Source organism: Streptomyces poriticola (genome assembly GCF_036689765.1).
Classification (GTDB): Bacteria; Actinomycetota; Actinomycetes; order Streptomycetales; family Streptomycetaceae; genus Streptomyces; species Streptomyces poriticola.
The window spans coordinates 362,606-388,241 of record NZ_JBAGKH010000003.1 but is presented as its reverse complement, the minus strand read 5'-3'; the positions used below and the strand labels follow the sequence as shown (position 1 = coordinate 388,241).

Here is a 25,636-nt window from a genome sequence, read left to right as displayed (position 1 = left end):
TGGCTCCGCGCCTCCGCCGGACCTATGCTCGGGGGCGTGGCTGTTCAGCGGATGGACAACGTCGCCGTCGTCGTCGACGACCTGGATGCGGCCGTCGTGTTCTTCACCGAGCTCGGCATGGAGCTGGAAGGCAGGGGGCAGATCGAAGGGATCTTCGCGGACCGCACCGTCGGACTCGACGGCGTCCGGACCGAGATCGCGATGATGCGGACCCCGGACGGCCACGGCAGGCTGGAGCTGACCGAGTACCACGCCCCCGCGGCGTCCCACGCCGGGCCGGAGAACCCTCCGCCCAACACCCTCGGCCTGCATCGCGTCATGTTCGCCGTCGACGACATCGACGACACCGTCGCCCGGCTGCGCACCCACGGCGCCGAACTCCTCGGCGAGGTGGCGCAGTACGAGACCACGTTCCGCCTCTGCTACCTGCGCGGCCCCGCGGGCATCATCGTCGCCCTGGCGGAACAGATCGGCTGACGGCGGGTCTGCTGCTCGGGGCGGGTGCGCGAGCTGCGCGTCACCCGCCCTCCGCGTCGAAGGGCTCGTCGTGCCAGCGCCAGCCGGCAGTGCCGTCGTCGTGGATGTGCAGCATGAATTCGGCGACCCGGCTGCCGTCGGGGAACGTCAGCGTGAGCGCCGCCCGGATCCGGGTGTAACAGGCGTCGGCCCGCTCCCAGTCCTCCTCCTCGACAGCCCGCTCCTGCTCGGCGAAGAGAGCACGGAACTCCTCGAAGCCGGGAAGTGCCGCGACTTCGGCGTAGCTCCAGGGCATGTCGGCGCCCGTCACGGTCAGCCGGGCGATCTCCCGGGTGCCGTGGTGGAGACGCCAGACACTTCCGCTGATCAGGTTCGGGTTGCCCATGCCCTCATCATGACGGCCGCCTCTGACAGCCGGGCCCCGGGTGACACATCGGCCCGCCCTCCGGAACCACCGGGCGGCAGGCCGCCCCACGGGTCAGTAGCCAACGGGGCCTATGGGTCCGGTCAGCGGGAGCACGGTCCGGCATTTCACCGGGCGGGGATGTGCCGGGTCGAGGGCGTTGAGGACGTGGGTCAGGGTGATCGGGTCGTAGGAGGCCTCCAGGTGGTCGGTGAAGTCCCTGGGGCAGCTGTCCTGGACGAGGATGTTCCGTACCGTCGCGCCCGGGCCTGCCGTGAGGAAGCTGTTCGTGTACGGCGTCACGACCTCGTCGTACTTGGTGGCGATGACGGTGTAGTCGACGCCGGGGACGGTGTCGCCACCCGCGTCGAGCGCCTTGTTGAACTCGGAGCCGATCTGCTGCTCGACCATGGCGGGCGCCGTCCTTTCGAGGAACGCGTTGGCCGGCTTCAGCAAGTGCAGGGTGCGTCCGAGTTCGGTGATCCCCGAGAGGGTCGTGCCGTGGTTGGAGGGGGTGATGCCGATGAGCTTGCCGACCTTGCCGGCCGCGCTCGGGTCGTTCTTGAGGTAGTGGCGGGGCACCGGACCGCCGCCCTGGGAGTGGCCGACGAGGTCGACCTCGTCGGCTCCGGTCGCTGCACGTACCTCGTCGACGAACGCGGCCAGTTCGGCGGCGCTGTCCTTCATGGAGCCGGTGCCCTGGACCGGGGCGTCGTCGTCGGCGGCTCCGTGGTTGAAGGCGAAGACGCAGTAGCCGCTGCCGGCGAGGAGCGGGGCCGCACCGCGCCAGTTGCCGTTCATGTTCTCCAGCGTGCCGTGGATCAGGACGACCGGAGCGGGATGCTGCGCCGTGGGCCTGCAGGTCCAGTCGTTGGCGCCGGGCGGGGCCTGGCCCGCCTTGAGGAACCCTTTGAGGAATCCCACGGCGAAATTGTGCTCCACCGGCAGCGGTTCACTCGCCGCCGCGACGCCCGGTGCCCCGATCGCGGCGAGGCAGGAAAATCCGATGCCGCCCGCAGCGAGTGCCCTCAACAGCCTGAGTCGCATTTCCAGTACCGTCCCTCGTTCTGAAATGCCACGCCTTTCGGCGGGCTGGACGGCGTGAAGCTATGGCCGGTGTCCGGGCGGAGCAACGAGGTGGGCGAGGCGGCGTGAAAGGCACGCAGGGCGGTGCCAGGGTTGGGCGCGGCGCCTCGGCGAAGGTGTCATCACCGTGAGCCCTTTTGGCGTCGGAGCCCGTCGCCGACCTGAAGCCGTGCCGGTCGAAGGCTACTAGCACTGCTAGTTTAATCTGTCTCAAACTCTTGACCGGCCGGTAACGCCCGCTCATACTCGGTGGGACGGACGAACCTTGGAGTGGCCGATGACGGCTCCCGGCACGTACGGCTCCGGCGTCGCGTGGGTGGGGTTCCCGCAACGGCTCGGTGACGAGCTCCGCAAGGAGAACCGCACCGTCGCAGCGGAAATCATCCGTGAAATACGCCGTCAGATCCCGGAATTCTCACGTCCGTTGTCCGGGCAGTTCGGAGCCGCCATTCAGTTCGGCGTCGAGACCGCACTCGCGGAATTCGTCGACCGTGTCGAGGTCGGTGGCGGTGAACTCGACGCGGAACGCCTTCCCGTCTACCGCGCCCTGGGGCGCGGCGAGCTCGCCGAGGGCCGCAGCCTCGACGCGCTCCAGGCGGCGTACCGGCTCGGGGGCCGCGTCGCATGGCGCCGGTACGCACGGGTGGCGCGGCGGCTCGCGCTGGGCACCGAAGCCGTCGCCCAGCTCGCGGAGACGGCCTTCACCCACATCGACGAGATCGCCGCCGCGTCCGTCACCGCCTACGCCGAGGCCCAGGCGGATGCCGCCGGCACCCGGGACCGCCGCCGCCACCGGCTGCTGACGATGCTGATCGCGGCGGAGCCTCCGCCCGGCGATGTGCTGCGGCAGGCGGCGCAGGAGGCGGACTGGCGCCTGCCGTCGGCCGTCGCCGCGATCGCGCTCGGCTCCGCACGCGGGATGCGCGGCCGTCGTCCGGCATCCGGTCCCGGTACGTCCGAGGGGCGTCGGCCGCGGCTGCCCGGAGCCGTGCTCGCGGATCTCGACGGACCCGCGCCCTGTCTGCTCGTGCCGGACCCGCACACGCTTCTCGGCGATCCCGGCGTCCGCCGCGTGGTGAGTGAGCGGGCCGGGGTGAGCGGGCCCGTCGTCCCCCCGGCGCAGGCCGGAGACTCGCTGCGCTGGGCGCGGCTGCTGCGTGACCGCATGGCCGGCGCCGGGCCGGCGGACGCCGACGACCGGCTGCCGGAACTGCTGCTGCTGGCGGACATCCCCCTGGTGCGTCTCATGGCCGCGCGCAGGCTGGCGCCGCTGGCGGGGCTCACGCCCAAGCAGCGGGACCGCCTGGCGCACACGTTGCTCGCCCATCTCCAGAGCCCCCGCGGCACCGCGCCGGAGCTGGCCGCCCGGCTCTCGATCCATCCGCAGACGGCGCGGCAGCGGCTGCACCGTCTGCAGCGGCTGTTCGGGGAGGTGCTCGCCGACCCCGACGCCCGCTTCGAGATGGAGGCGGCGCTGCGGGCCCGCCACACCTGAGGCGGCGGAGTCAGTCCTGCGCGGTGGCAGCCTCGGTGCCGTGGGTGCCTTGAGGGGCATTGGTGCGGCGGGCGTAGGCGCGGGCTGCGCGGGCGCGGTCGCCGCAGCGGGTGGAGCACCAGTGGCGGCGCCCGTGGCGCAGCAGATAGCGGCTGCAGGGCGCGGAGCCGCAGGCGGTGAGGCGTTCGGCGTCCGGGCCGGTGAGGAGGTCGGCGGCGTCGGCGGCGAGGACGGCCAGGGCGTGCTCGACGATCGCCGTGGTGGGGTGGGGGGTCGAGCGGTAGGGGCCGGTCTTGTCGTCCCACTGCAGCAGGGGGGTGGCGGGGACCCGGGTCATCGCGTCGTTGACGACTGCGACGGCGGCCGGGAGGGCGGGAAGTTTCGCCGCACGGGAGGCGAACAGCGACCTGATCTGTTCCCGCAGCGAGCGCAGCTGGGCCGCGCACATGTCCCGCATGCCGGCGTCGACGGGCGCCAGGCCGCGCGCCGTCAGCCAGCGGTTGGCCTGCGCGGGAGTGCCCAGAAGGTCGATCGTGTGGCCGCCGGGCAGCGCGACGGCGCTGTTGACCAGGGCAAGGGAGAGGTGCTCCTCCTCGCCCTGCGCGGGCGGCAGTGCAGGTTCCTCCGGCAGGGACTCCTTCATGGTCCTCATGGTACGGCTTGCGCGTATCCGTGAGAAGCCGCTAGCGTGATCTCACGGTTCACTCGAATCTATCCGTGAGGTGTGTCCCTCGTGTCTTCTCTTCCTGTATCGGCCGACCCGTTCCCGGTCCGCGTCTTCGGCGGCCCGACCGCCCTCTTCGACTACGGTGGCCTGCGCTTTCTGACGGATCCGACGTTCGACGCCCCCGGTGAGTACCAGAGGGCCGTCCTGCTGACCAAGACGGCAGCGCCCGTGGGCAGCCCCGCCGACCTCGGCCGGGTCGACGTGGTCCTGCTCTCCCACGACGAACACCCCGACAACCTCGACGACTCCGGGCGGGCCCTGCTCGCCGAGGTCCCGCTCACCCTCACCACCCCGGGCGGCGGACAGCGCCTCGGCGGGACGGCCAAGGGCCTGGCCGACTGGGAGTCCATCGAGCTGGAGCGCCCCGACGGCGGCACGGTCACCGTCACCGGCGTCCCCGCCGTCCACGGACCAGGTCCGCGTGAGGAGGTCGAGCCGCTCACGGGCCAGGTCGTCGGCTTCGTCCTCACCGGCGAGGGGCTGCCCACCGTCTACGTCAGCGGCGACAACGCCTCCCTCGATGCCGTCGAGGAGATCGCCGAGCGCTTCGGCCCGGTCGACACCGCCCTCCTCTTCGCCGGAGCGCCCCGTTTCCCCGCCCTCTTCGACGGCCGGTGCCTCGTCCTGGACAGCGCCCAGGCCGCCGAGGCCGCGCGCACGCTCCGCGCTCGCCGCGTCGTTCCCGTTCACCACGACAGCTGGGCCCACTTCACCGAGGGCCGGGAGGTGCTGGAGGCGGCCTTCGCCGCTGCCGGCCTGACCGACCGCCTGGACTGGGGTCGGCGCGGCTGACCTCCGGCCCCAGGGCCGACGAGGGAGGCGGCGGCCCTGGGGGAGGAGCACGGGGTCGCCGCCCGGCCGGCCTCGGCAGCGGGTTCGGTTCAGGTGGCCCGGCCCACGTCCGCGGCGTCCTCCGTCCCCGGGCCGTCCCCCGGATCTCCTGCGGGCAGGTCCAGAAACGGGGCAACCCGGCCGCACGGACGGGACGCAGCAGACCGTCCCGGGCGGTCGGACTGCCGCACCGGTCCCGTCGGCGCCGAGCCCGACCGGTGGCGGATTCAAGCCGGCTCGGGGGCTCCGTCGGATTTCGTTACCAAGATCACTACAACCTTTCCGAATGTGGCGCACATCACGACGGATATCCGAGAGTTGCCCGATTGCCGCCCGGTTTATGCGTTGGACGAATCCACCAAGTCACGGCTTCGATAAGGGGCTTGTACCGCAGGGGGGCGGCGAGATCTCCCCTCGTGACCGAGAGGGGGGTCGTGATGTCACCATCACGACGGGTATTCAACAGACGCCAGTCACTGGCCATTTTCGGTGGGATCGCGGCAGGTACCGCACTGCCCCTGGGGGTGTTCGGGTCCCGGCCCGCGTACGCGGCGGGCACGTCGGCGGCCGACGGCGGTACACGGCTGCCCGATACCGACCGCGGCAAGGTCGTGCAGGCCTACCGGACCGGCGGCCGCGCGGTGCGTACGGCTGCCGCGGCGGCGCTCGTGGGCAGCGCGGAGGACGTGGCCACGTTCCTCGGCGAGAGGCTGCCGTCGGCCACGGCCGAGGACAACCGGTTCACGCTCACCGAGGCCCTGGTCAGCGCGGGCAAGGCGACGCGTGCCGGGATCGGGAAGGCGCTGTCCGGCGGGGACGCGGCGGTCGCCGCCTATCTCGAGGGCGGCTTCGAGCCGGCCGTACGCGAGGACCTCCAGGTGGCCGTGACCACGGTCAACGCGCATGGCGGCAAGGCCGTGAAGCGTGAGTCCTCCGAGGCGCTCGCGACCGGTACGGACTTCGCGCTGCGGGACTTCCTCAGCACCGGGCAGTACGACGCGCACGACGAGGACCAGCGCGTCCAGGTGACCTCCATCCTCGTGACCGCCTCACCGCAGGTGCGGGAGTACGCGGAGCGGGCGCTCGACGACGGATCGCCGCGGGCGATCCGGTGGTTCCTGACGACGGGGCAGTACATCGCCCGGGCGCGGGACGAGGAGTCGGCGGAGATCCGGCAGCTGGTCAAGATCGTGGAGTCGGAGGGGCGGCGCGCCGAGCGCAAGACCGACGAAGCGGTCGAGCTCTCCGAGCAGGCGGTCAAGGCCGCCGAGAAGGCCAAGGCGGCCGCGCTGGAGGCGAAGGCCGAGGCGCAGGCCGCCGAGCAGGACGTGCAGCGCTCGGCCAGGGCCGCGAACAAGGCGGCGCGGGCCGCCCAGGGGGCCGCTGCCGCCGCGTCGACCGCGGTGTCCGCCTCGCGCACCGCGCAGGCCGCGGCCCGTCGTTCGGTGGCCGCCGCGAACGCAGCCGCGGCAGCCGCCGCCGCTGCGGGGCGCGCCGCGTCGCGTGCCTACCGCGCCGCGATCAGCGCCTCCAAGAACGCGAACATGGCGGAGGCCGCCAACCAGGCGGCGCAGGCCGCGCGGGCCATGGTCAACTGGGTGCGCACCGTGGCCGCGAAGGCCAAGCTCGCGGCCCTCGCCTCCGATGCGGCCGAGGCCGCGGGCAACGCCGCCGCGGGTGCCGCGGTCAACTCGGCCGCCGCCGCGCGCGCTTCCGCCGACGCCGCCGTGGCCTCCGGTGCCGCGCAGTCCCAGGCCGCCGAAGCACAGCGCCAGGCCTCCATCGCGGAGGCCGCCGCCGGTCGGGCCACGGCGGCCGCGAACCGGGCCTCGACCCTGTCCCGCAGGTCGGCCGCCGCCGCCCGTACCGCCTCCGCCGCCGCCGACAGCGCGGCCGACCACGCGGAGAAGGCGGCCGATGCCGCCGAGGAAGCGGCCCGGAACGCCGGTAAGGCCGTGGACTACGCCAACCGCTCCACCATCGCCGCGAACGCCGCCGTGGAAGCCGCGAACAAGGCGTACGACGCGGTCACCGAGGCCCGTGAGGTCGAGGAGGAGGCCCGTGAGGCCGAGATCGCCCGGCTGAACGAGGAGACCGAGGAAGCGATCGAGGTCGCCAAGCAGCTGCGGCGCGAGGAGACCGACCGTCTGGAGCGCGCCAACCGGGAGCGTACGCAGGAGGCGCGGCTGTCCGAGGAACTCGTCGCGCTGATCGCCGCGATGGAGGCGGCCCTCGCCGACGGCCGGACCGGGGAGGCCGTGAGCAAGGGGCGGCAGGCCGCCGTCCAGCTGCTCGACCGGTCCGGTACGTGGACCCGCGAGGCCGCCGAGTTCGCGCTGGCAGGCTCGGACGAGGACGTACTGCGCTGGATCGAGGCCGACCGGGTCATCGCGCTGCAGCAGGACAACGCGGAGAACGCCGCGGCCACCGCCGCGATCTCCACGCAGAACGTGGCCGAGGCCGCCGCGGCGGCGCTGCGGACCGAGGACGCCGCCACCATCAGGACGTTCCTGGAGAAGGGCGCGGTCGAGGCGGCCAGGGACGACAACGAGGTCGAGATCACCACGCTCCTCGCGGACTCCTCCACCGGTACCGCCGTACGGCGTGCCGCCGAGGCCGCCCTGACGGACGGCTCCGCCGAGGCGCTGCACACCTTCCTGCACGCGGAGCGCGCCGCAGCCGTCCACGAGGACGACAGGGTGGCGGCCACCACGCTCCTGGAGACCGGCGGCCCGTACGCACAGGCCGCGGCGAAGGTCGCCCTCGAAGGCGATACGCACATGCTGCGCCAGTTCATCGGCACGACGCAGCACGAGTTCGCGCGCATCGACCACGATCACGCCACGCACATCAGCGCGATCCGTGCGGCGATCGCGCGGGCGGCGAAGATCGCCGAGGACGCGCTCGAGGACGCGGCACGAGCGTCCGAGGCCGCGGCCATCGCACGCAACGCCGCCAAGGAGGCCACCGACTGGGCCGGCAAGGCCAAGGGCTGGGCGGCCGACGCCAAGGCCTCCGCCGAGGAGGCCCGGCAGAACGCGGAGGCCGCCGAAGCCTCCGCTGCCGCCGCCGCCAAGTCCGCGCAGACCGCGGCGAACGCGGCCGCGGCGGCCCGCAGGGCGAGCAGTGTGGCGCGGGACGCGGCCAACCGGGCCGTGCGCTCCGCCTCGACCGCCGCGGCCTACGCCGCTGACGCGCAGGTCTCCGCGACGAAGGCCCGGCAGGCGAAGCTCGCGGCCGGCAAGTCCTTCGCCGAGGCGGCCGTCGCCGCCACCGAGGCGCGGATCCTGGTCGTCCAGGCCGCGATCCGGCAGGCGATCCAGGACGCGCTCGACAACTCGAAGGTGCCGATCGACGGCGAGACCGGGCTGCCCGACGGCGCCGAGAGCTGCCTGACGCCGTTCGGCGACCCGATCGAGCACCGCAACAGCACCAACCCGTGGGAACTGGGGTGGAGCTGGCTCACCGGCTCCGGCCCCAGGTCGCAGTGTTTCGGCCCGGACGACGAGTTCACCCGCATCTACCGTGAGCACGCGCACACGCAGGGGGTTCTCGACTACTTCCTCGACGAGTGGCAGCGGACCGGGAAGTACGAGCTGGGTCACACCTACATGAACGACTACATGCTCAGTGGCTTCGACGGCGCCGGCAAGTACGTCACGGACTACGGGACGCTCACCACGGGCGGGCTCACCGGCAACCTCGCGTACACGTTCCTGGGCTCGCATCAGGTCCGTATGACTCCCATCCGGGAGAACCCGGACGGGTCGGTCACCTGGCGCTACACCGCGTACAACGAATCGGACATCGAGTCGGCGACCCACCCGCCGGTCATCGGGTACACGGACTGGTGGAGCGACACCGTGGGCGCGTTCGTCGACAAGGTCGTCGGTGACGAGGGGCCGATGTCGCCCAAGACCCAGGTGATCGAGTTCAACGTTACGCTGGGCCCGTGACGCGCGAGAGGGCAAGTGGACGGTGGCTCTTCGCCGTGCTTGCCGCTTCCGCGGTGCTCGTCTCGGGGTGCTCGGCGGCGGTCGACCCGGAGAAGCTGCCCGGTGTGTACCGCAGCGACGACGGCGGGCAGATCGAGCTTTCGGCGGACGGTACGTTCTCGGCCACCCGTGTCACGATGAGGGACGGCTCGGATCCGGTCGATTTCAGCGGCAGCTGGGAGTATGAGGACCCGGGCACCAAGAACGACTTCGTGTACTTGGGGGTCGAGGACGGCGGGCTCGGCAAGACCGGGGGGATCCAGCTCTACGTAGACGATCAGGACACGCTGTACTTCCGGTTCGATCCGGACGGTCCGATCACGCAGGAGCTCAACAGGACGAGCTGAGTGGCCCGACAGCGTAGGGGGTAGGGCCGCGAAGTTCTCCTTCGCGCCCTTCCCACGCCTTTCGGAGGCTTCTCGGCGGGCCGCGTTGCCGGCCGACGCGAACTCGTCACGAAGACCGCTGCACCCCTCTCCGAGGGTGACGCGAATCACGACACAGACTCGCGGGTCGCTCGATTTCCGTCCGCTTCAGGAATTGGGCGTGCCCGCCAAGTGCCCGCTTCGATCAGGGGCTTGAACCCGAAGAACTGTCTACCTTCAAGGACTGTGATGAAGACACGCAGCGCATTCGTGCGCATTCTGGGCACCGCGGCCACCGCGGGCGCCCTGGCATGGGCCGTGCTGGCCCAGGGCGGCGCGGGGGCCGCCTCCGGGTCCTCCACCGAGACCGTCGCCGGGGCCGCGCCCGGCTACGCCGTCGAGGACTACAACTACCCGAACGCCGACAAGATCCTGGCCGAGCAGAACCTCGTCCTCAAGCGCGGCGACGGCCACATCGTGCTCGCCGACTGCGCGAGCGGGGACAACCTCCTGCGGTTCCTCGCGCGGGACCACGAGGACGTCTGCTTCGAGGTCACCGCCGACGAGGGCTTCCTGACCCTCGAACTGCCCGCGGTGCACGGGGTGAAGACGGATGACTCCACCAACACCCACCTGGAGATGACCGCCGAGGGTGACCAGGTCGAGTACGACATTCCCGCGGACACCTGGAAGGGCGTCGGCGAGTCCGTCGACGGCCGCGAGCACGTCCTGGTCGAGATCCGCGTCACCAACTAGGCGGCACCGCACCGTGATTGAGGAACCCGTTCGTATGTCTTCCATCAGACGTCCCCGTCCGGCCGCGCTCGTCGCGGTCCTGGCCGCCGGGTCGCTCGCGCTGAGCGCGGCACCCGCCGTCGCCGTCACCGGCGGCACACCGGTCGCCGACTCGGACACCACTCTCGCCTACACCGCACAGATCACCGTCGGCGACCACGACCGCGGCTGCTCCGCCGTCCTCGTCGACACCGAATGGCTGCTCACCGCGGCCGGCTGCTTCGCCGAGGACCCGGCCGCCTCGCTCGCCGTCCCGGCCGGCGTCCCCGCCAAGCCCACCACCGCCGTCATCGGCCGCTCCGACCTCTCCGGCACGCAGGGCGCCGAGCGCCGGGTCGTCGAGCTCGTGCCGCGCACGGACCGCGATGTGGTCCTGGCCCGCCTCAACCGGCCCGTCAGCAACGTGACCCCGGCCCAGCTCGCCACCACCGCGCCCGCGGCCGGTGCGGAGCTGACCTTCGCCGGATACGGCCGTACGAAGACCGTATGGGCACCGCTCGAGCTGCACACCGGCACCTACACCGTCGACTCCACCGCGGCCACCTCCGCGGACGTCACCGGCAAGGACGGCGCGGCCGCCTGCATGGGCGACGCCGGCGGCCCGGTCCTCTCCGGCGGCAGGCTCGTCGGCCTCAACAGCCAGTCCTTCCAGGGCGGCTGCCTCGGCACCGACGAGACCCAGACCTCCACCGCGGGCGTCATCGCGCGCGTCGACGACCTCGCCTCCTGGATCGAGGCGAAGGCCGGCGCCACCCGCATCGTCGACTTCAACGGCGACGGCGTCGAGGACATCGCCATCGGCGACCCGATGGCCACGGTCGGCGGCGACACCACCGCGGGTCTCGTCCGTGTCGTCCACGGCGGCGGCAAGGGCATCGCCGAGATCACCCAGGATCTCGACTGGGTGCCCGGCGACGCCGAGGCCGGGGACCACTTCGGCAACCACCTCGCGACCGTCGACTACAACGAGGACGGCTACACCGACCTCGTCGTCTCCGCGTCCGAGGAGAACGTCGGCAGTGCGGTCGACGCCGGCTTCGTCGACATCCTGTTCGGCGGCAAGAACGGCCTCGGCAGCGGCCCGGCCGCCCGCCACTTCGAGCAGGGCTCCGGCAGCGGCTCCATAGGCGCCTCCACGCCCGAGAACGGCGACCGGATGGGCGCCTCCCTCGCCGCGGGCACCACCGCCGAAGGAAAGCCGTGGATCCTGATCGGCGTGCCGGGCGAAGCGCTCGGCTCGCTCACCAAGTCCGGCAGTGCCTTCTACGTGCACGGCGACACCAGCATCAGCATCAACCAGGACACCTCGAACGTCCCCGGCGCAGCGGAGGCCAACGACGCCTTCGGCACGTCCGTCACGGGCGACTCCAACTTCATCGCCATAGGCGCTCCCCGTGACGCCATCGGCGGCGACGCGAACGCCGGCAACCTGGCCGTGCTCAGCCACAAGCTGGACGCCGACGGACGGCCCACCGTGGTCACGGGCATGGACCAGGACAACCAGAAGATCAGCGGCAGCGCCGAGGCCGGTGACAAGTTCGGTCAGGCCCTCGCGCTGGTCGCCTTCCGGCCGTCCGGTGCTGCCACGGCCACCGACTCGATCCTCGCGATCGGCGCGCCCGGCGAGGCCCTGCCCGCCGAGAGCGGCGGAGCGCAGCGGGCCGGCGCGGGCAACGTCATGCTCGTGCACATCAGGGCCGACGGCACCTGGGACTACATGCACGCGCTCAACCAGGGCTCCAGCACCGACGACCGCTCCGGCACGATCGAGGCCGGTGACTACGTGGGCGCGTCCCTCAGTGCGGTCAACACCGCGCCCCGGGAGGTCGGTTCGGCCGCCACCCTGAAGATCGCCGTGGGCGCCCCCGGTGAGGATCTCGCGGGCGTCACCGACGCCGGTGCCATCCACACCTTCTCGCTGATGGGTTCGCCAGGCGCCAACGACCTGTGGATCGAGGCCGGCGACGGCGACGGCATCCCCGGTTCCCCGGGTGAGGGCGACAAGCTGGGCACGAGCATCCACTTCACCCCGCGGAACCTCTACGCCGGCATGCCCTACGGGCCCGCCGCCACCGGAGCCCTGCACGTCCTGCCGTTCCCGAACGCCGTAACGGGCGGTACGAGCAGGCCCGCGACCACGTACCAGCCGGGCCAGGGCGGACTCCCGGCCAACGGCAACTACTTCGGGTACTCGGCGCGTTAACGGCTGCCGCCGTAGGACATGAGCCCCCGGGGATCGCGGCATGACGCCGTCGGTTGATTCCCGGGCAGGCTCTTCTCGGCCCCGCCGGGCTTCGGCTCGGCGGGGCCGGGTGCTGTGAAGTGGCGGGTGCGGCCCCGGAGGAGGAGTACGGGGTCGCCGCCCGGTCGGGCAGCTGGTTCAGTTCAGGTCGCCCAGCCTTCGTCCGCGGCTCTCTGCCACCCGTAGGGAGTCGGCGAGCACCCGGCCCGTCCGGCGGCAGGTCGCCGCCGCCATTGCCACGCGTATCGCTGACGGCACGTACCCCGCAGGTGCCCGGGTGCCGTCCGTCGTCGAGCTGTCGGCCGAGTTCGGCATCGCCGCGTCGACCGCACAGAAGGCGCTGGCCCACCTGAAGTGCGAGCCGACGCCGATCGTGGGTGAGGGCCTGCCGACCGCGCTCGGCAGGATCGACGACCCGAAGGTCGTCTACGCGCCGCACTTCTACAACACCGCCATGGAGGCGGGCGCCGACTGCGAACCCCGGCGCCGGCTGGGTCGAGGCGTACGAGCGGGCCGTCGTCCAGTACCCGGAGCGGTACGGGGTGCCGGTCGTCGTCGGGGAGTGGGGGCCGCTGAACAACGCCCTGCCGAACATGCGCCGCTTCTACAGGATCTGACCGCCGAGCCGTACGCGGAGACGGTGGCGGGCACCGTCCGTTCCGCCGTCCACGACGCCGGGGCGGGCGAGTACCGGCTGGAGTACCGGGCGGCGGGCCCGCGCGGCTCGCGGGTGACCGAGGTGTCCCTGCCCGGGCGGCTGGCGGGTCGGGGCCGACGGCGGGGCGATGGTGCTGCGGAGGGAGGCGGGGCAGGCGGCGGGGAGGGCATGGGTGCCGGCGGCTCCCGGGGCCGAGGTCACCGTCACGGTCAGCCGGCGCTGACCCTGCGTGATGTCAGCTGCGTCACCCTTCCATACACCTGACGTGGGCCATTATCGTGGACCCATCCGTACAGTCGGATGAACGGAACTCCGCAGCGCGTCCGAAAGGCTCCCGTGAGTACCCCCAGCGCCTCTCCCGGCACCCCGACCCCGGCCGCCGCGCCCGCGGCCGATCCCGCTTCGGCAGGCCCCGCCGCGGCGACGGCGGCCTCCGGCGCGGGTCCGGGCCGGCTGGGTTCCCTGGGCCCGGTGGGCCTGGTCCTCGCCGGTGGCCTCTCGGTGCAGTTCGGCGCCGCGCTCGCGGTCAGCCTGATGCCCCGGGCCGGTGCGCTCGGCATCGTGACCCTGCGGCTGGCCGTCGCCGCCGTGGTGCTGCTGCTGATCTGCCGCCCCCGGTTGCGCGGGCACTCCCGTACCGACTGGGGCACGGTGGTCGTCTTCGGCATCACCATGGCCGCGATGAACGGCCTCTTCTACCAGGCCGCCGACCGCATCCCGCTCGGCCCCGCCGTCACCCTGGAGGTGCTCGGCCCGCTCGCGCTCTCCGTCATCGCCTCACGCCGCGCGATCAACCTGGTCTGGGCCGGGCTGGCGCTGGCCGGAGTGTTCCTCCTCGGCGGCGGTGGCTTCGACGAGCTCGACCCGGTCGGCGCCGCCTTCGCCCTGGGCGCGGGTGCCATGTGGGCGGCGTACATCGTCTTCAGCGCCCGCACCGGCCGCCGGTTCCCGCAGGCCGACGGGCTGGCCCTCGCGATGGGCGTCGGAGCGCTGCTGTTCCTGCCACTGGGCATCGCCGAGGCCGGTACGAAGCTCCTCGACCCGGTGACGCTCACGCTCGGTGCGGCGGTGGCGCTGCTCTCCTCCGTACTGCCGTACACCCTCGAACTGCTCGCACTGCGCCGTCTGCCCGCCTCCACCTTCGCTGTCCTGATGAGCCTGGAACCGGCCATCGCCGCCGTAGCCGGCTTCCTCCTGCTGAGCCAGGCCCTGACCGTGACCGAGTCCGCCGCCATCGCCCTGGTCGTCGCGGCGAGCATGGGCGCGGTGCGCACCCAGGTGGGACGGGGGCGCGCGAAGCGGGCGACGGGCGGCTCCTGAGCACGGCCGACGGGTGCCTCCCCGGCCGCTGATCGGCCTTGGGCTGTCCGGCTGTCCGGCTGTCCGGCTACGCGGCTACTCGGCGATCTCGGTGCGCTCCCACCACTCGTACACGGGCAGCCGGCCCTCAGGGGTGTCCTGATGCCTCCCGGTCACCCTGAAATGCTCGTACCCGCCGCGGTGGGGCACCTTGATCTCGGTTCCCGGTGGCGTGACGGGGACGATCCGCTCGGAGAGGTCGTCGGGGCCGCCTTCGAGGAGTGCTTTGGGCGCATTGCTCATGCACTCACCGTTCCCGGACTCGTCGCTCACCTCGATCCCGGCCCTGCGTAATCAGTCATGTGGGTCAAGGCCGGGCTCCGTGCCGGCGTGGGGGCGAGAGGACGGCTGGTGCTTCCTGATCGTTGCTGCCCGTGCCGGGGCGCGGCGGACCTGGAGTCGGCCTTGCCCGGCATCGTCCTGGCGCCAGGTGTCCGGCGCCCGGCCGGTCCGTCCTTCCAGGACACCGAGCACTCGCCGAAGCGGTGGAACACGGTTCGCTCGGAGGCGCACAAGCATCTGGCCGTGGCCGGCTCGCTCTACCGTGACGCGGCCTCGGCGGCGTCTGCCGAGTGAGTCGGCGCGGGGAACACGTGCCCGAGAAGGAGACGGTGGCGGACGGGGCCCCGGCGGCGTTCCTCGCCGAGGTGGAGAAGGCGGCCCGCGAACTGGTCAGGGCCGCGGAGGCGCTGCACCTTCACGGTCCGGCACACCAGGAGGCGGACGAAGGGGCGCGGCAGGCGTTCGTGGTCGGCGGGTTCTTCGGGTACGTGGTCGCTCCGCGCTCGGAGCTGGTCACCATCCGGCAGGTGACCGCCGACCCCGCCCTCCGACGGGCCGGCGGTTTCGGCATCGAGGGCGCGCACGGCCCGGGCGCAGGTGCCTGCGTCCGGATTCGGACAGTGCCGGGGCACAGAGCACGGCACAGATCCAGCAAGCATGCTTGATTGTTTTCAGCGTGCCTGCCATGCTCCTCAGCACACCGCGCCGCACGCCGCAGTGCCCGAGGGGAGTCCTCCGTGTCCGACCCGACGCCCGTCATCGACGATCTGCGCGAGGAGAGCGAGGAGCTCGACGCGCTGGTCGCCCGGCTCGGTCCCGAGCGGTGGCGGCTGGCCACCCCGGCCCCCGGCTGGACCGTCGCCCACCAGATCGCCCACCTGGCCTGGACCGACCGCTCGGCGCTGCTGGCGGTCACGGACGCCGACGGCTTCCAGAAGCTGGTCGAGCACGCCCTCGCCGCTCCCGACACCTTCGTCGACGAGGGCGCCGAGGAGGGTGCCGCGCTGCCGCCCGCCGAGCTGCTCGCGTCCTGGCGGGCCGCCCGTACCGACCTCGACAAGGCGCTGCGCGAGGCCGCGCCGGGCGCCCGCTTCCCCTGGTACGGCCCGCCCATGTCGGCCGCGTCCATGGCCACCGCCCGGCTGATGGAGACCTGGGCGCACGGCCTCGACCTCGCCGACGCGCTCGACGAGGTCCGCCCGCCGAGCGACCGGCTCCGCCACGTCGCCCGCATCGGCGTCCGCGCCCGCGACTACGCCTTCGCCGCGCACGGACTCACCCCGCCCGCCGAGGAGTTCCGCGTCGAGCTCACCGCACCCGGCGGGGGCGAGGTGTGGGCGTACGGGCCGGAAGGCGCAGCCCAGCGGGTCGCCGGCCCCGCGCTCGACTTCTGCCTGCTGGCCACCCAGCGCGCCCACCGCGCCGACCTCGCCCTGACCGCCGAGGGGCCGGACGCCGACCGCTGGCTGGACATCGCCCAGGCCTTCGCGGGCCCGCCGGGACCCGGTCGCACGCCGAAGGGGGACGCCGGGTGACCGCACGGACGGGCAGGGGGGACGCCGGATGACGGCACCGACCGGCAGGAGGGGTCCCGGGACGACCGGGCCGCTGGACGGCGCGGGAGACCTCCCCGGCGCCGAGCCCCGCCGCCCGCTCCGCATCGGCAACGCCTCCGGCTTCTACGGCGACCGCTTCGACGCCATGCGCGAGATGCTCACCGGCGGCCCGCTGGACGTCCTCACCGGTGACTACCTCGCCGAGCTGACCATGCTCATCCTGGGCCGGGACCGGCTCAAGGACCCGGACGCCGGGTACGCCCGCACCTTCCTGCGGCAGTTGGAGGAGTGCCTCGGCCTCGCCCACGAGCGGGGCGTGAAGATCGTCAGCAACGCCGGGGGACTCAACCCGGCCGGACTGGCCGCGGCCGTACGGGCGCTGGCCGAACGGCTGGGGATTCCCGTCCGGGTCGCGCACGTCGAGGGCGACGACCTCCGGGACAGGTATCCGGGCAGCCTCGCCGCCCACGCCTACCTCGGCGGCTTCGGCATCGCCGAGTGCCTGCGCGCCGGGGCCGACGTCGTGATCACCGGACGGGTCACCGACGCGGCCCTGGTCACCGGGCCGGCCGCCGCGCACTTCGGGTGGGCGCCGACGGAGTACGACCGGCTCGCGGGGGCGGTCGTCGCCGGGCATCTGCTGGAGTGCGGGGCGCAGGTCACCGGCGGCAACTACGCGTTCTTCGGTGAGGGCGACATCCGGCGCCCGGGCTTCCCGCTCGCCGAGCTGTCCGCCGACGGCTCCTCGGTCATCACCAAGCACGACGCCACAGGCGGCCTCGTCGACACCGGCACCGTCACCGCCCAGCTGCTGTACGAGACGGGCGGCGCCCGCTACGCCGGCCCGGACGTCACCGCCCGGCTGGACACCGTACGGCTCCGGCAGGACGGGCCCGACCGGGTGCGGATCGGCGGCGTGCGCGGCGAGGCACCGCCGCCCACGCTCAAGGTCGGCCGCAACCGCCTCGGCGGCTTCCGCAACGAGGTCGTCTTCGTGCTCACCGGTCTGGACATCGAGGCCAAGGCCGCCCTGGTGCGCGAGCAGATGACCCAGGCGCTGGCCAAGTCGCCGCCCGCCGACGTCCGCTGGGACCTGGTGCGCACCGACCGCCCGGACGCGGCGACCGAGGAGACGGCCAGTGCGCTGCTGCGGCTCGTCGTCCGCGACCCCGACCAGCAGGCCGTCGGACGGGCGCTGAGCGGCGCGGCGGTGGAGCTGGCGCTGGCCAGCTATCCCGGCTTCCACGTCCTCGCGCCGCCCGGGAAGGGCGCCCCGTACGGCGTCTTCGAGGCCGATCACGTCCCGCAGGACACCGTCGGTCAGGCGGCCGTCCTCCACGACGGCCGCCGGATCGCCGTGCCCGCGCCCCACGACACCGCCGTCCTCACCGACGTACCTGAACCACCGCTGCCCGAGCCCCTCCCCGCCGGTCCCGTCCGGCGCGCGCCCCTGGGCCTGGTCGCCGGGGCCCGCAGCGGCGACAAGGGCGGGAACGCCAACGTCGGCGTCTGGGCCCGCACGGACGACGCCTGGCGCTGGCTGGCGCACGAGCTGACCGCCGACCGCTTCCGGGAACTGATCCCCGAGGCCCGCGACCTGCCCGTCACCCGGCACACGCTTCCCGGCCTGCGCGCCCTCAACTTCGTCGTCGAGGGCATCCTCGGCGAGGGCGTCGCCGCGCAGGCCCGTTTCGACCCGCAGGCCAAGGCGCTCGGCGAATGGCTGCGCGCCCGCCACCTGGACATCCCGGAGGTGCTGCTGTGACCGCCCTGTCCTCCGCCCTGGATCCGGCCGCCCCCGAGCACCGGGCCCACCGCGAGGCCATGCTCGCCAGGCTCGCCGACCTGGACGCCGAGCACGCCAAGGCGCTCGCGGGAGGCGGGGAGAAGTACGTGGCCCGGCACCGCGAGCGCGGCAAGCTGCTCGCCCGCGAGCGCATCGAGCTGCTCCTCGACCCGGACACCCCTTTCCTGGAGCTGTCGCCGCTGGCCGGCTGGGGCAGCGACTACACCGTCGGGGCGTCGCTCGTCACCGGCATCGGGGTCGTCGAAGGCGTGGAGTGCCTGATCACCGCCAACGACCCGACCGTGCGCGGCGGAGCCAGCAACCCGTGGTCGCTGAAGAAGGCCCTGCGCGCCAACGACATCGCCCTCGCCAACCGGCTGCCCTGCATCAGCCTGGTGGAGTCGGGCGGCGCCGACCTGCCCTCCCAGAAGGAGATCTTCATCCCGGGAGGTGCCGTCTTCCGGGACCTCACCCGGCTGTCCGCCGCCGGTGTCCCCACCGTCGCCGTCGTCTTCGGCAACTCCACCGCCGGGGGCGCCTACGTCCCGGGCATGTCCGACCACGTGATCATGGTCAAGGAGCGGGCGAAGGTGTTCCTCGGCGGGCCCCCGCTGGTCAAGATGGCCACCGGCGAGGAGAGCGACGACGAGTCCCTCGGCGGCGCCGAGATGCACGCGCGCACCTCAGGCCTCGCCGACCACTTCGCCGTCGACGAACCGGACGCGCTGCGCCAGGCCCGCCGGGTCGTCGCCCGCCTCAACCACCGCAAGGCCCACCCGGACCCGCCGCGCGCCGAGCCCCCGAAGCACGACCCGGAGGAGCTCCTCGGCATCGTCCCCGGCGATCTGAAGACGCCCTTCGACCCGCGCGAGGTGATCGCCCGGATCGTCGACGCCTCCGACTTCGACGAGTTCAAACCGCTGTACGGGACCAGCCTGACGACCGGCTGGGCGGCCCTGCACGGCTATCCCGTCGGGATCCTCGCCAACGCCCAGGGGGTGCTCTTCAGCGAGGAGTCGCAGAAGGCGGCCCAGTTCGTCCAGCTCGCCAACCAGCGTGACATCCCGCTGCTCTTCCTGCACAACACCACCGGCTACATGGTCGGCAAGGAGTACGAGCAGGGCGGCATCATCAAGCACGGCGCGATGATGATCAACGCCGTGTCGAACTCGCGCGTCCCCCACATCTCCGTGCTCATGGGCGCCTCCTACGGCGCCGGGCACTACGGCATGTGCGGCCGCGCCTACGACCCGCGCTTCCTGTTCGCCTGGCCCAGCGCCAAGTCCGCAGTCATGGGGCCGCAGCAGCTCGCAGGCGTGCTGTCCATCGTCGCCCGGCAGTCCGCCGCCGCGAGGGGGCAGCCGTACGACGAGGAGGGCGACGCGGCGCTGCGCGCCATGGTGGAGCAGCAGATCGAGTCCGAGTCGCTGCCCATGTTCCTGTCCGGACGGCTCTACGACGACGGCGTCATCGACCCCCGCGACACCCGCACCGTCCTCGGCCTGTGCCTGTCCGCGATCCACACCGCGCCCTACGAGGGGGCGCGGGGCGGCTTCGGCGTCTTCCGGATGTGAGGGACCACGTGATTGCTTCCGTACTCGTCGCCAACCGGGGCGAGATCGCCTGCCGCATCTTCCGCACCTGCGGTGAGCTGGGAATCCGGACCGTCGCCGTCTTCTCCGACGCCGACGAGAACGCCCTCCACGCACGCGTGGCCGACACGGCGGTACGGCTGCCGGGCGCGACGCCCGCCGAGACGTATCTGCGCGGCGAGGCGATCGTGAAGGCCGCCGTCACCGCCGGCGCCGACGCCGTGCACCCCGGCTACGGCTTCCTCTCCGAGAACGCCGACTTCGCCCGCGCCGTCCTGGACGCCGGGCTGACCTGGATCGGGCCGCCGCCCGAGGCGATCGAGGCGATGGCGTCCAAGACCCGCGCCAAGCAGCTCATGGGCGTCGAGCCGCTCGCCCGGGTCACCGAGGCCGATCTGCCGGTGCTGGTGAAGGCGGCGGCGGGCGGCGGCGGACGCGGGATGCGCGTCGTGCGGGACCTGGCCGACCTCGACGCCGAGCTGACGGCCGCCCGCGCGGAGGCGGCGAGCGCCTTCGGGGACGGCGAGGTGTTCGTCGAGCCGTACGTGGAGCACGGGCGGCACGTGGAGGTGCAGATCCTCGCCGACACCCACGGCACCGTCTGGGCGCTCGGCACCCGCGACTGCTCCCTCCAGCGCCGCCACCAGAAGGTGATCGAGGAGGCCCCGGCGCCGGGCCTGACAGCGGAACTCACCGAGGAACTCCACGCCCTGGCCGTCCGCGCCGCCCGCGCCGTCGACTACGTCGGCGCCGGGACGGTCGAGTTCCTGGTCGCCGGCGGCACGGCGCACTTCCTGGAGATGAACACCCGCCTCCAGGTCGAACACCCCGTCACCGAGGCCGTCTTCGGCATCGACCTGGTCGCCCTCCAGCTCCGCGTCGCCGAGGGCCACGCCCTGGAGACCGAGCCGCCACGCGCGCGTGGCCACGCCGTCGAGGCACGTCTGTACGCCGAGGACCCGGCCGGCGGCTGGGCCCCGCAGACCGGCCGCCTGCACCGGCTCACCGTCCCGGACGGCGTCCGCCTGGACACCGGATACACCGACGGCGACACCATCGGCGTCCACTACGACCCGATGCTCGCCAAGGCCGTCGCCCACGCCCCCACGCGCGCGGAGGCGGTGCGCCGCCTCGCCGGGGCCCTGGAACGGGCGGCGATCCACGGCCCGGTCACCAACCGGGACCTCCTCGTCCGCTCCCTGCGGCACGAGGAGTTCACCTCCGGCCGCATGGACACCGGCTTCTACGACCGCCACCTGACCGGCCTGACCGCCACGTCCCCCGATCCGCTCGCCCCCTTGGCGGCCGCCCTGGCCGACGCCCGCGGCCCGTCCCGCTCCCGCTTCGGCGGCTGGCGCAACGTGCCCTCGCAGCCCCAGCTCAAGCGGTACGCCGTCGCAGGGGAGGAGCACGAGGTCCACTACCGCCACACCCGGACCGGCCTGGAGGCCGACGGCGTACGCGTCGTACAGGCCGGCCCCGACCTGGTCCTCCTGGAAGTGGACGGCGTACAGCGCAAGTTCGAGGTGACGGCCTACGGAGACGAGGTCTTCGTCGGCGCCACCCGCCTCACCGTCCTCCCACGCTTCCCCGACCCCACCGCCCAACTCGCCCCCGGCTCCCTCCTGGCCCCCATGCCGGGCACGGTCGTCCGCATCGCCGACGGCCTGTCCGTGGGAGCTGCCGTGGCGGCCGGACAGCCACTCCTCTGGCTGGAGGCGATGAAGATGGAACACAAGATCACGGCCCCGGTGACGGGGACGTTGAGCGCCCTCGACGCCAAGCCCGGCCGGCAGGTCGACGTCGGCACGCTCCTGGCGGTGGTACAGCCGTCCTGAAGGGCGCGGGGAACTGCGCGAGCAACCAACAGACCACCCGCAGCCGAAGGAGTCCCAGTGACCCCCCTCATCGAATCGGACGAACAGAAGGCTCTCCGCGCCGCAGTCGCCGCCCTCGGCAAACGCTACGGCCGCGACTACCTCACCCGCACGGTGGAAGAGGGCCGCCAGCCCACCGAACTCTGGTCCGAGGCAGGGAAACTCGGCTACCTCGGCGTCAACCTCCCCGAGGAGTACGGCGGCGGAGGATGCGGCATCACCGAACTCTCCATCGTCCTGGAGGAACTCGGCGCGGCCGGCTCCCCCCTGCTCATGCTGGTCGTCTCCCCGGCGATCTGCGGCACCGTCATCGCCCGCTTCGGCACCGAGGAGCAGAAGCGCACCTGGCTTCCGGGCCTGGCCGACGGCACCCGCACCATGGCGTTCGGCATCACCGAGCCCGACGCCGGCTCCAACAGCCACCGCATCACCACCACCGCCCGCAGGGACGGCGCCGACTGGCTGCTGACCGGCCGCAAGGTGTTCGTCTCCGGCGTCGACCACGCCGACGCCACCCTGATCGTCGGCCGCACCGAGGACGCCCGTACCGGCAACCTCAAGCCCTGCCTGTTCATCGTCCCGCGCGACGCGGAGGGCTTCCAGCGCCGTCCGATCGACATGGAGCTCAGGGCCGCCGAGAAGCAGTTCGAGCTGGTACTGGACGACGTGCGGCTGCCCGCGGACGCGCTCGTCGGCGACGAGGACGCCGGGCTGCTGCAGCTCTTCGCCGGACTGAACCCCGAGCGGATCATGACCGCCGCGTTCGCCATCGGCATGGGCCGCTACGCGGTCACCAAGGCCGTCGAGTACGCCCGCGAACGCACCGTCTGGAAGGCCCCCATCGGCTCCCACCAGGCCATCGCCCACCCGCTCGCACAGGCCCACATCAACCTGGAGCTGGCCCGGCTGATGATGCAGAAGGCGGCCCGCCTGTACGACGCCGGTGACGACGCGGGCGCGGGCGAGGCCGCCAACATGGCGAAGTACGCGGCCGGGGAGGCCTGTGTGCAGGCCGTCGACCAGGCCGTGCACACCCTCGGCGGCAACGGCCTCACCCGGGAGTTCGGGCTGGCCTCGTTGATAACGGCGGCACGCGTGTCTCGTATTGCACCGGTGAGCCGGGAGATGATTCTCAACTACGTCTCCCACCAGACCCTGGGTCTGCCCAAGTCGTACTAGGCCGCCTTGGAGGAACCGTGTTCCGCAGCGCGTACGCAGACGTCCCGCCCGTCGAGCAGCCCATCCACGAGGCCGTGCTCGGCCGGGCCGCCGAGTTCGGCCCCGCTCCGGCGCTGATCGACGGCACCGACGGCACCACCCTCACGTACGAGCAGGTGGACCGGTTCCACCGGCGTGTCGCCGCCGCCCTCGCCGAGGCCGGTGTGCGCAAGGGCGACGTCCTCGCCCTGCACAGCCCCAACACCATCTCCTTCCCCGTCGCCTTCTACGCCGCCACGCGCGCGGGCGCCTCGGTCACCACCGTGCACCCGCTCGCCACGGCGGAGGAGTTCGCCAAGCAGCTCGGGGACTCGCGGGCCCGCTGGATCATCACGGTCTCACCCCTGCTGGAGTCCGCGCGGCGGGCCGCCGAACTGTCCGGCGGGGTCCGGGAGATCTTCGTGTGCGACAGCGCACCCGGCCACCGCTCCCTGATCGACATGCTGGCCTCGGCCGCACCCGAACCCGACATCGCCGTCGACCCGGCCGAGGACGTCGCCGCACTGCCGTACTCCTCCGGCACCACCGGCATCCCCAAGGGCGTGATGCTCACCCACCGGCAGATCGCCACCAACCTCGCCCAGCTGCAGCCCGCCCTGCCGTCCACTCCCGGTGACCGGATCCTGGCGGTTCTCCCCTTCTTCCACATCTACGGGCTCACGGCCCTGATGAACGCGCCGCTCATGCAGGGCGCCACCGTCGTCGTCCTGCCCCGCTTCGACCTGGAGACGTTCCTCGCGGCCATCCAGAATCACCGCATCACCGGCCTGTACGTCGCCCCGCCCATAGTGCTGGCCCTCGCCAAGCACCCCCAGGTCGCGGAGTACGACCTGTCCTCGCTGAAGTACCTGGTCAGCGCCGCCGCCCCGCTGGACGCCAAGCTCGCCGCCGCCTGTTCCCAGCGCCTCGGCCTGCCCCCGGTCGGCCAGGCCTACGGCATGACGGAACTCTCCCCGGGCACCCACGTCGTCCCACTGGACGCGATGGCCGACGCGCCTCCCGGCACCGTCGGCAGACTCATCGCCGGCACCGAGATGCGCATCGTCTCCCTCGACGACCCCGGCAAGGACCTCGGCCCCGGCGAGTCCGGGGAGATCCTGATCCGCGGCCCACAGGTGATGAAGGGCTACCTGAACCGGCCCGACGCCACCGCCGCCATGATCGACAGCGACGGCTGGCTGCACACCGGCGACGTCGGGCACATCGACCGGGACGGCTGGCTGTTCGTCGTCGACCGGGTCAAGGAGCTGATCAAGTACAAGGGCTTCCAGGTCGCCCCGGCCGAGCTCGAAGCACTCCTGCTCACCCACCCCGGCATCGCCGACGCCGCCGTCGCCGGAGACCGGGACGACGACGGCAACGAGATACCGCACGCATACGTCGTCCGCCAGCCCACCGCCGCCGGCCTGCCCGAGGGAGAGGTCCTGATGTACGTCGCCGAACGCGTCGCCCCCTACAAGCGCATCCGCCGGGTCACCTTCATCGACGCCGTCCCGCGCGCCGCCAGCGGCAAGATCCTGCGCCGCGAGCTGAAGGAGCGCACGTGACCACCGTGTCCCGCGGCAGCACCCGGGGAGTCGGGACCCTCACCCTCGACTCCCCGCACAACCGCAACGCCCTGTCCGCCGCCCTCGTCGGCGACCTCGCCGCCGCCCTCACCGCCGCCGGCCAGGACCCCGAGGTGCGTGCCGTCCTGCTCGCCCACACCGGCAACACCTTCAGCGCCGGCGCCGACCTGCGCGACCCGCCCGACCCGGACGCCCTGGTCGGGCTGCTCCGGCAGATCGTCGAACTGCCCAAGCCGGTGATCGCCCGGGTCACCGGGCACGTCCGGGCCGGCGGCCTCGGTCTGCTCGCGGCCTGCGACATCGCCGCCGCGTCCAGGGAGGCCACCTTCGCCTTCACCGAGGTCCGCATCGGCGTCGCCCCCGCCGTCATCAGCCTCCCCGTGCTGCCCCGCACCGACCCCCGCGCCATCGCCCGCTACTACCTCACCGGCGAACGCCTCGACGCCGCCGAGGCCGCCCGGATCGGCCTGCTCACCGCGGTCGGCGACGACGTGGACGCGGTACTCGAACCCGTCCTCGACGGTGTGCGTCATGCCTCACCGCAGGCCCTGGCCGAGACGAAACGGCTGCTCACAGCTAGGGTGCTGGAGACCTTCGACCGGGACGCGGCCGACCTGACCGCGCTCTCGGCCCGGCTGTTCTCCGCCCCGCAGGCCCGCGAGGGGATGACGGCCTTCCTCGAACGACGGGATCCGGAATGGGTGGTGTGAACGGTGCCGTGAGCACGGTCGACCGGGCGGAACGCGTCCCCAAACAGGACCGCAGCCGGGCCACCCGGCAGCGGCTGCTGGAGGCCGCCGTGGCCTGCCTCGCCGAACACGGCTGGGCCGGCTCCACGGTCTCCGTCGTCGCCGAACGCGCCGGCGTCTCCCGCGGCGCCGCCCAGCACCACTTCCCGACCCGCGAGGACCTGTTCACCGCGGCCGTCGAGTACGTCGCCGAAGAGCGCTCCACAGCCCTGCGCGCCCTCTTCCCCGACGGCTCCCGGGCCGCCGACCGCCGCGAGGTCGTCGCCGCCCTCGTCGACCTCTACACCGGCCCGCTCTTCCGCGCCGCCCTTCACCTGTGGGTCGCCGCCTCCAACGAGGAGCAGCTCGGCGGCCGGGTCACCGAGCTGGAGGCCCGCGTCGGCCGCGAGACCCACCGCATCGCCGTGGAGCTGCTCGGCGCCGACGAGGCCCGCCCCGGCGTCCGCGAGACCGTCCAGGGCCTCCTCGACATGGCCCGGGGCCTCGGCCTCGCCAACCTCCTCACCGACGACACCGCCCGCCGTGACCGGGTCGTCACCCAGTGGGCACGCCTGCTGGACGGGGTGCTTGGCTGA

The 25,636-nt window shown here is 72.9% G+C and carries 22 protein-coding genes and 2 pseudogenes; 20 read left to right on the top strand and 4 right to left on the bottom strand.

Features of this window, described 5'->3' with window-relative positions; all coding sequences use genetic code 11:
* Positions 1-36 precede the first annotated feature (36 nt).
* The gene (locus V5O46_RS06850; protein WP_332883528.1) at positions 37-477 is read left to right on the top strand and encodes a VOC family protein; all 441 of its coding nucleotides are present in this window, start codon (positions 37-39) and stop codon (positions 475-477) included.
* A 40-nt stretch (positions 478-517) separates the two neighbouring features.
* Here V5O46_RS06850 and V5O46_RS06845 read toward each other — a convergent pair whose 3' ends face one another.
* Positions 518-862 carry a hypothetical protein gene (locus V5O46_RS06845; protein WP_332883527.1) on the bottom strand — a complete coding sequence of 115 codons (345 nt, stop codon included), beginning with the start codon at positions 860-862 and terminating at the stop codon, positions 518-520.
* A 93-nt stretch (positions 863-955) separates the two neighbouring features.
* Positions 956-1,927 (bottom strand): lipase family alpha/beta hydrolase, encoded by a 972-nt coding sequence (locus V5O46_RS06840; protein ID WP_332883526.1) that lies wholly within the window; start codon positions 1,925-1,927, stop codon positions 956-958.
* A gap of 316 nt (positions 1,928-2,243) precedes the next feature.
* Between V5O46_RS06840 and V5O46_RS06835 the strand changes: the two genes are divergently transcribed.
* Positions 2,244-3,461, top strand: a complete 1,218-nt coding sequence (locus tag V5O46_RS06835; protein ID WP_332883525.1) for a helix-turn-helix domain-containing protein — start codon at positions 2,244-2,246, stop codon at positions 3,459-3,461.
* 10 nt (positions 3,462-3,471) lie between these two features.
* Here V5O46_RS06835 and V5O46_RS06830 read toward each other — a convergent pair whose 3' ends face one another.
* The gene (locus tag V5O46_RS06830; RefSeq protein WP_332883524.1) at positions 3,472-4,113 is read right to left on the bottom strand and encodes a CGNR zinc finger domain-containing protein; all 642 of its coding nucleotides are present in this window, start codon (positions 4,111-4,113) and stop codon (positions 3,472-3,474) included.
* A gap of 81 nt (positions 4,114-4,194) precedes the next feature.
* Here V5O46_RS06830 and V5O46_RS06825 point away from each other — a divergent pair, with 81 nt between their 5' ends.
* The 8 genes and pseudogenes from V5O46_RS06825 to V5O46_RS06790 all read left to right on the top strand — a co-directional run bounded on the left by V5O46_RS06825 (position 4,195) and on the right by V5O46_RS06790 (position 14,394).
* Positions 4,195-4,980 carry an MBL fold metallo-hydrolase gene (locus V5O46_RS06825; protein ID WP_332883523.1) on the top strand — a complete coding sequence of 262 codons (786 nt, stop codon included), beginning with the start codon at positions 4,195-4,197 and terminating at the stop codon, positions 4,978-4,980.
* 563 nt (positions 4,981-5,543) lie between these two features.
* The gene (locus tag V5O46_RS06820; RefSeq protein ID WP_332883522.1) at positions 5,544-8,975 is read left to right on the top strand and encodes an ALF repeat-containing protein; all 3,432 of its coding nucleotides are present in this window, start codon (positions 5,544-5,546) and stop codon (positions 8,973-8,975) included.
* Positions 8,972-9,361, top strand: a complete 390-nt coding sequence (locus V5O46_RS06815) for a hypothetical protein (protein ID WP_332883521.1) — start codon at positions 8,972-8,974, stop codon at positions 9,359-9,361. The genes V5O46_RS06820 and V5O46_RS06815 overlap by 4 nt, the downstream gene beginning before the upstream one ends.
* Before the next feature lie 267 nt (positions 9,362-9,628).
* Positions 9,629-10,135, top strand: coding sequence for a hypothetical protein (locus V5O46_RS06810; protein ID WP_332883520.1), 507 nt, complete (start codon positions 9,629-9,631; stop codon positions 10,133-10,135).
* 34 nt (positions 10,136-10,169) lie between these two features.
* Positions 10,170-12,377 carry a trypsin-like serine protease gene (locus V5O46_RS06805; protein WP_332883519.1) on the top strand — a complete coding sequence of 736 codons (2,208 nt, stop codon included), beginning with the start codon at positions 10,170-10,172 and terminating at the stop codon, positions 12,375-12,377.
* Positions 12,378-12,549: 172 nt separating this feature from the next.
* Positions 12,550-12,711 (top strand): annotated as a pseudogene (locus tag V5O46_RS06800) (hypothetical protein); the annotation flags it as partial.
* A gap of 63 nt (positions 12,712-12,774) precedes the next feature.
* Positions 12,775-13,297 (top strand): annotated as a pseudogene (locus V5O46_RS06795) (endoglycoceramidase); the annotation flags it as partial.
* Positions 13,298-13,410: 113 nt separating this feature from the next.
* The gene (locus V5O46_RS06790; protein WP_332883518.1) at positions 13,411-14,394 is read left to right on the top strand and encodes an EamA family transporter; all 984 of its coding nucleotides are present in this window, start codon (positions 13,411-13,413) and stop codon (positions 14,392-14,394) included.
* 75 nt (positions 14,395-14,469) lie between these two features.
* Here V5O46_RS06790 and V5O46_RS06785 read toward each other — a convergent pair whose 3' ends face one another.
* Positions 14,470-14,676, bottom strand: a complete 207-nt coding sequence (locus tag V5O46_RS06785) for a DUF5988 family protein (RefSeq protein ID WP_332883517.1) — start codon at positions 14,674-14,676, stop codon at positions 14,470-14,472.
* A gap of 162 nt (positions 14,677-14,838) precedes the next feature.
* Here V5O46_RS06785 and V5O46_RS06780 point away from each other — a divergent pair, with 162 nt between their 5' ends.
* From V5O46_RS06780 to V5O46_RS06735, 10 genes are all read left to right on the top strand, one after another.
* The gene (locus tag V5O46_RS06780; RefSeq protein WP_332883516.1) at positions 14,839-15,009 is read left to right on the top strand and encodes a hypothetical protein; all 171 of its coding nucleotides are present in this window, start codon (positions 14,839-14,841) and stop codon (positions 15,007-15,009) included.
* A 17-nt stretch (positions 15,010-15,026) separates the two neighbouring features.
* Positions 15,027-15,380, top strand: a complete 354-nt coding sequence (locus V5O46_RS06775; protein WP_332883515.1) for a hypothetical protein — start codon at positions 15,027-15,029, stop codon at positions 15,378-15,380.
* Positions 15,381-15,452: 72 nt separating this feature from the next.
* A complete protein-coding gene (locus V5O46_RS06770; protein ID WP_332883514.1) occupies positions 15,453-16,250 on the top strand; it encodes a TIGR03084 family metal-binding protein in 798 nt (265 codons plus the stop codon).
* Between the two features lie 28 nt (positions 16,251-16,278).
* On the top strand, positions 16,279-18,036 hold the full coding sequence (locus V5O46_RS06765; protein ID WP_332883513.1) for an acyclic terpene utilization AtuA family protein: 1,758 nt from the start codon (positions 16,279-16,281) through the stop codon (positions 18,034-18,036).
* On the top strand, positions 18,033-19,631 hold the full coding sequence (locus V5O46_RS06760) for an acyl-CoA carboxylase subunit beta (protein ID WP_332883512.1): 1,599 nt from the start codon (positions 18,033-18,035) through the stop codon (positions 19,629-19,631). The genes V5O46_RS06765 and V5O46_RS06760 overlap by 4 nt, the downstream gene beginning before the upstream one ends.
* Positions 19,632-19,639: 8 nt before the next feature.
* Positions 19,640-21,487, top strand: a complete 1,848-nt coding sequence (locus tag V5O46_RS06755) for an acetyl/propionyl/methylcrotonyl-CoA carboxylase subunit alpha (protein ID WP_332883511.1) — start codon at positions 19,640-19,642, stop codon at positions 21,485-21,487.
* A 57-nt stretch (positions 21,488-21,544) separates the two neighbouring features.
* On the top strand, positions 21,545-22,705 hold the full coding sequence (locus V5O46_RS06750) for an acyl-CoA dehydrogenase family protein (RefSeq protein ID WP_332883510.1): 1,161 nt from the start codon (positions 21,545-21,547) through the stop codon (positions 22,703-22,705).
* A gap of 17 nt (positions 22,706-22,722) precedes the next feature.
* On the top strand, positions 22,723-24,291 hold the full coding sequence (locus V5O46_RS06745) for a 4-coumarate--CoA ligase family protein (RefSeq protein ID WP_332883509.1): 1,569 nt from the start codon (positions 22,723-22,725) through the stop codon (positions 24,289-24,291).
* Positions 24,288-25,022, top strand: a complete 735-nt coding sequence (locus tag V5O46_RS06740) for an enoyl-CoA hydratase family protein (protein WP_332883508.1) — start codon at positions 24,288-24,290, stop codon at positions 25,020-25,022. The genes V5O46_RS06745 and V5O46_RS06740 overlap by 4 nt, the downstream gene beginning before the upstream one ends.
* Positions 25,010-25,636, top strand: a complete 627-nt coding sequence (locus V5O46_RS06735; RefSeq protein ID WP_408648923.1) for a TetR/AcrR family transcriptional regulator — start codon at positions 25,010-25,012, stop codon at positions 25,634-25,636. The genes V5O46_RS06740 and V5O46_RS06735 overlap by 13 nt, the downstream gene beginning before the upstream one ends.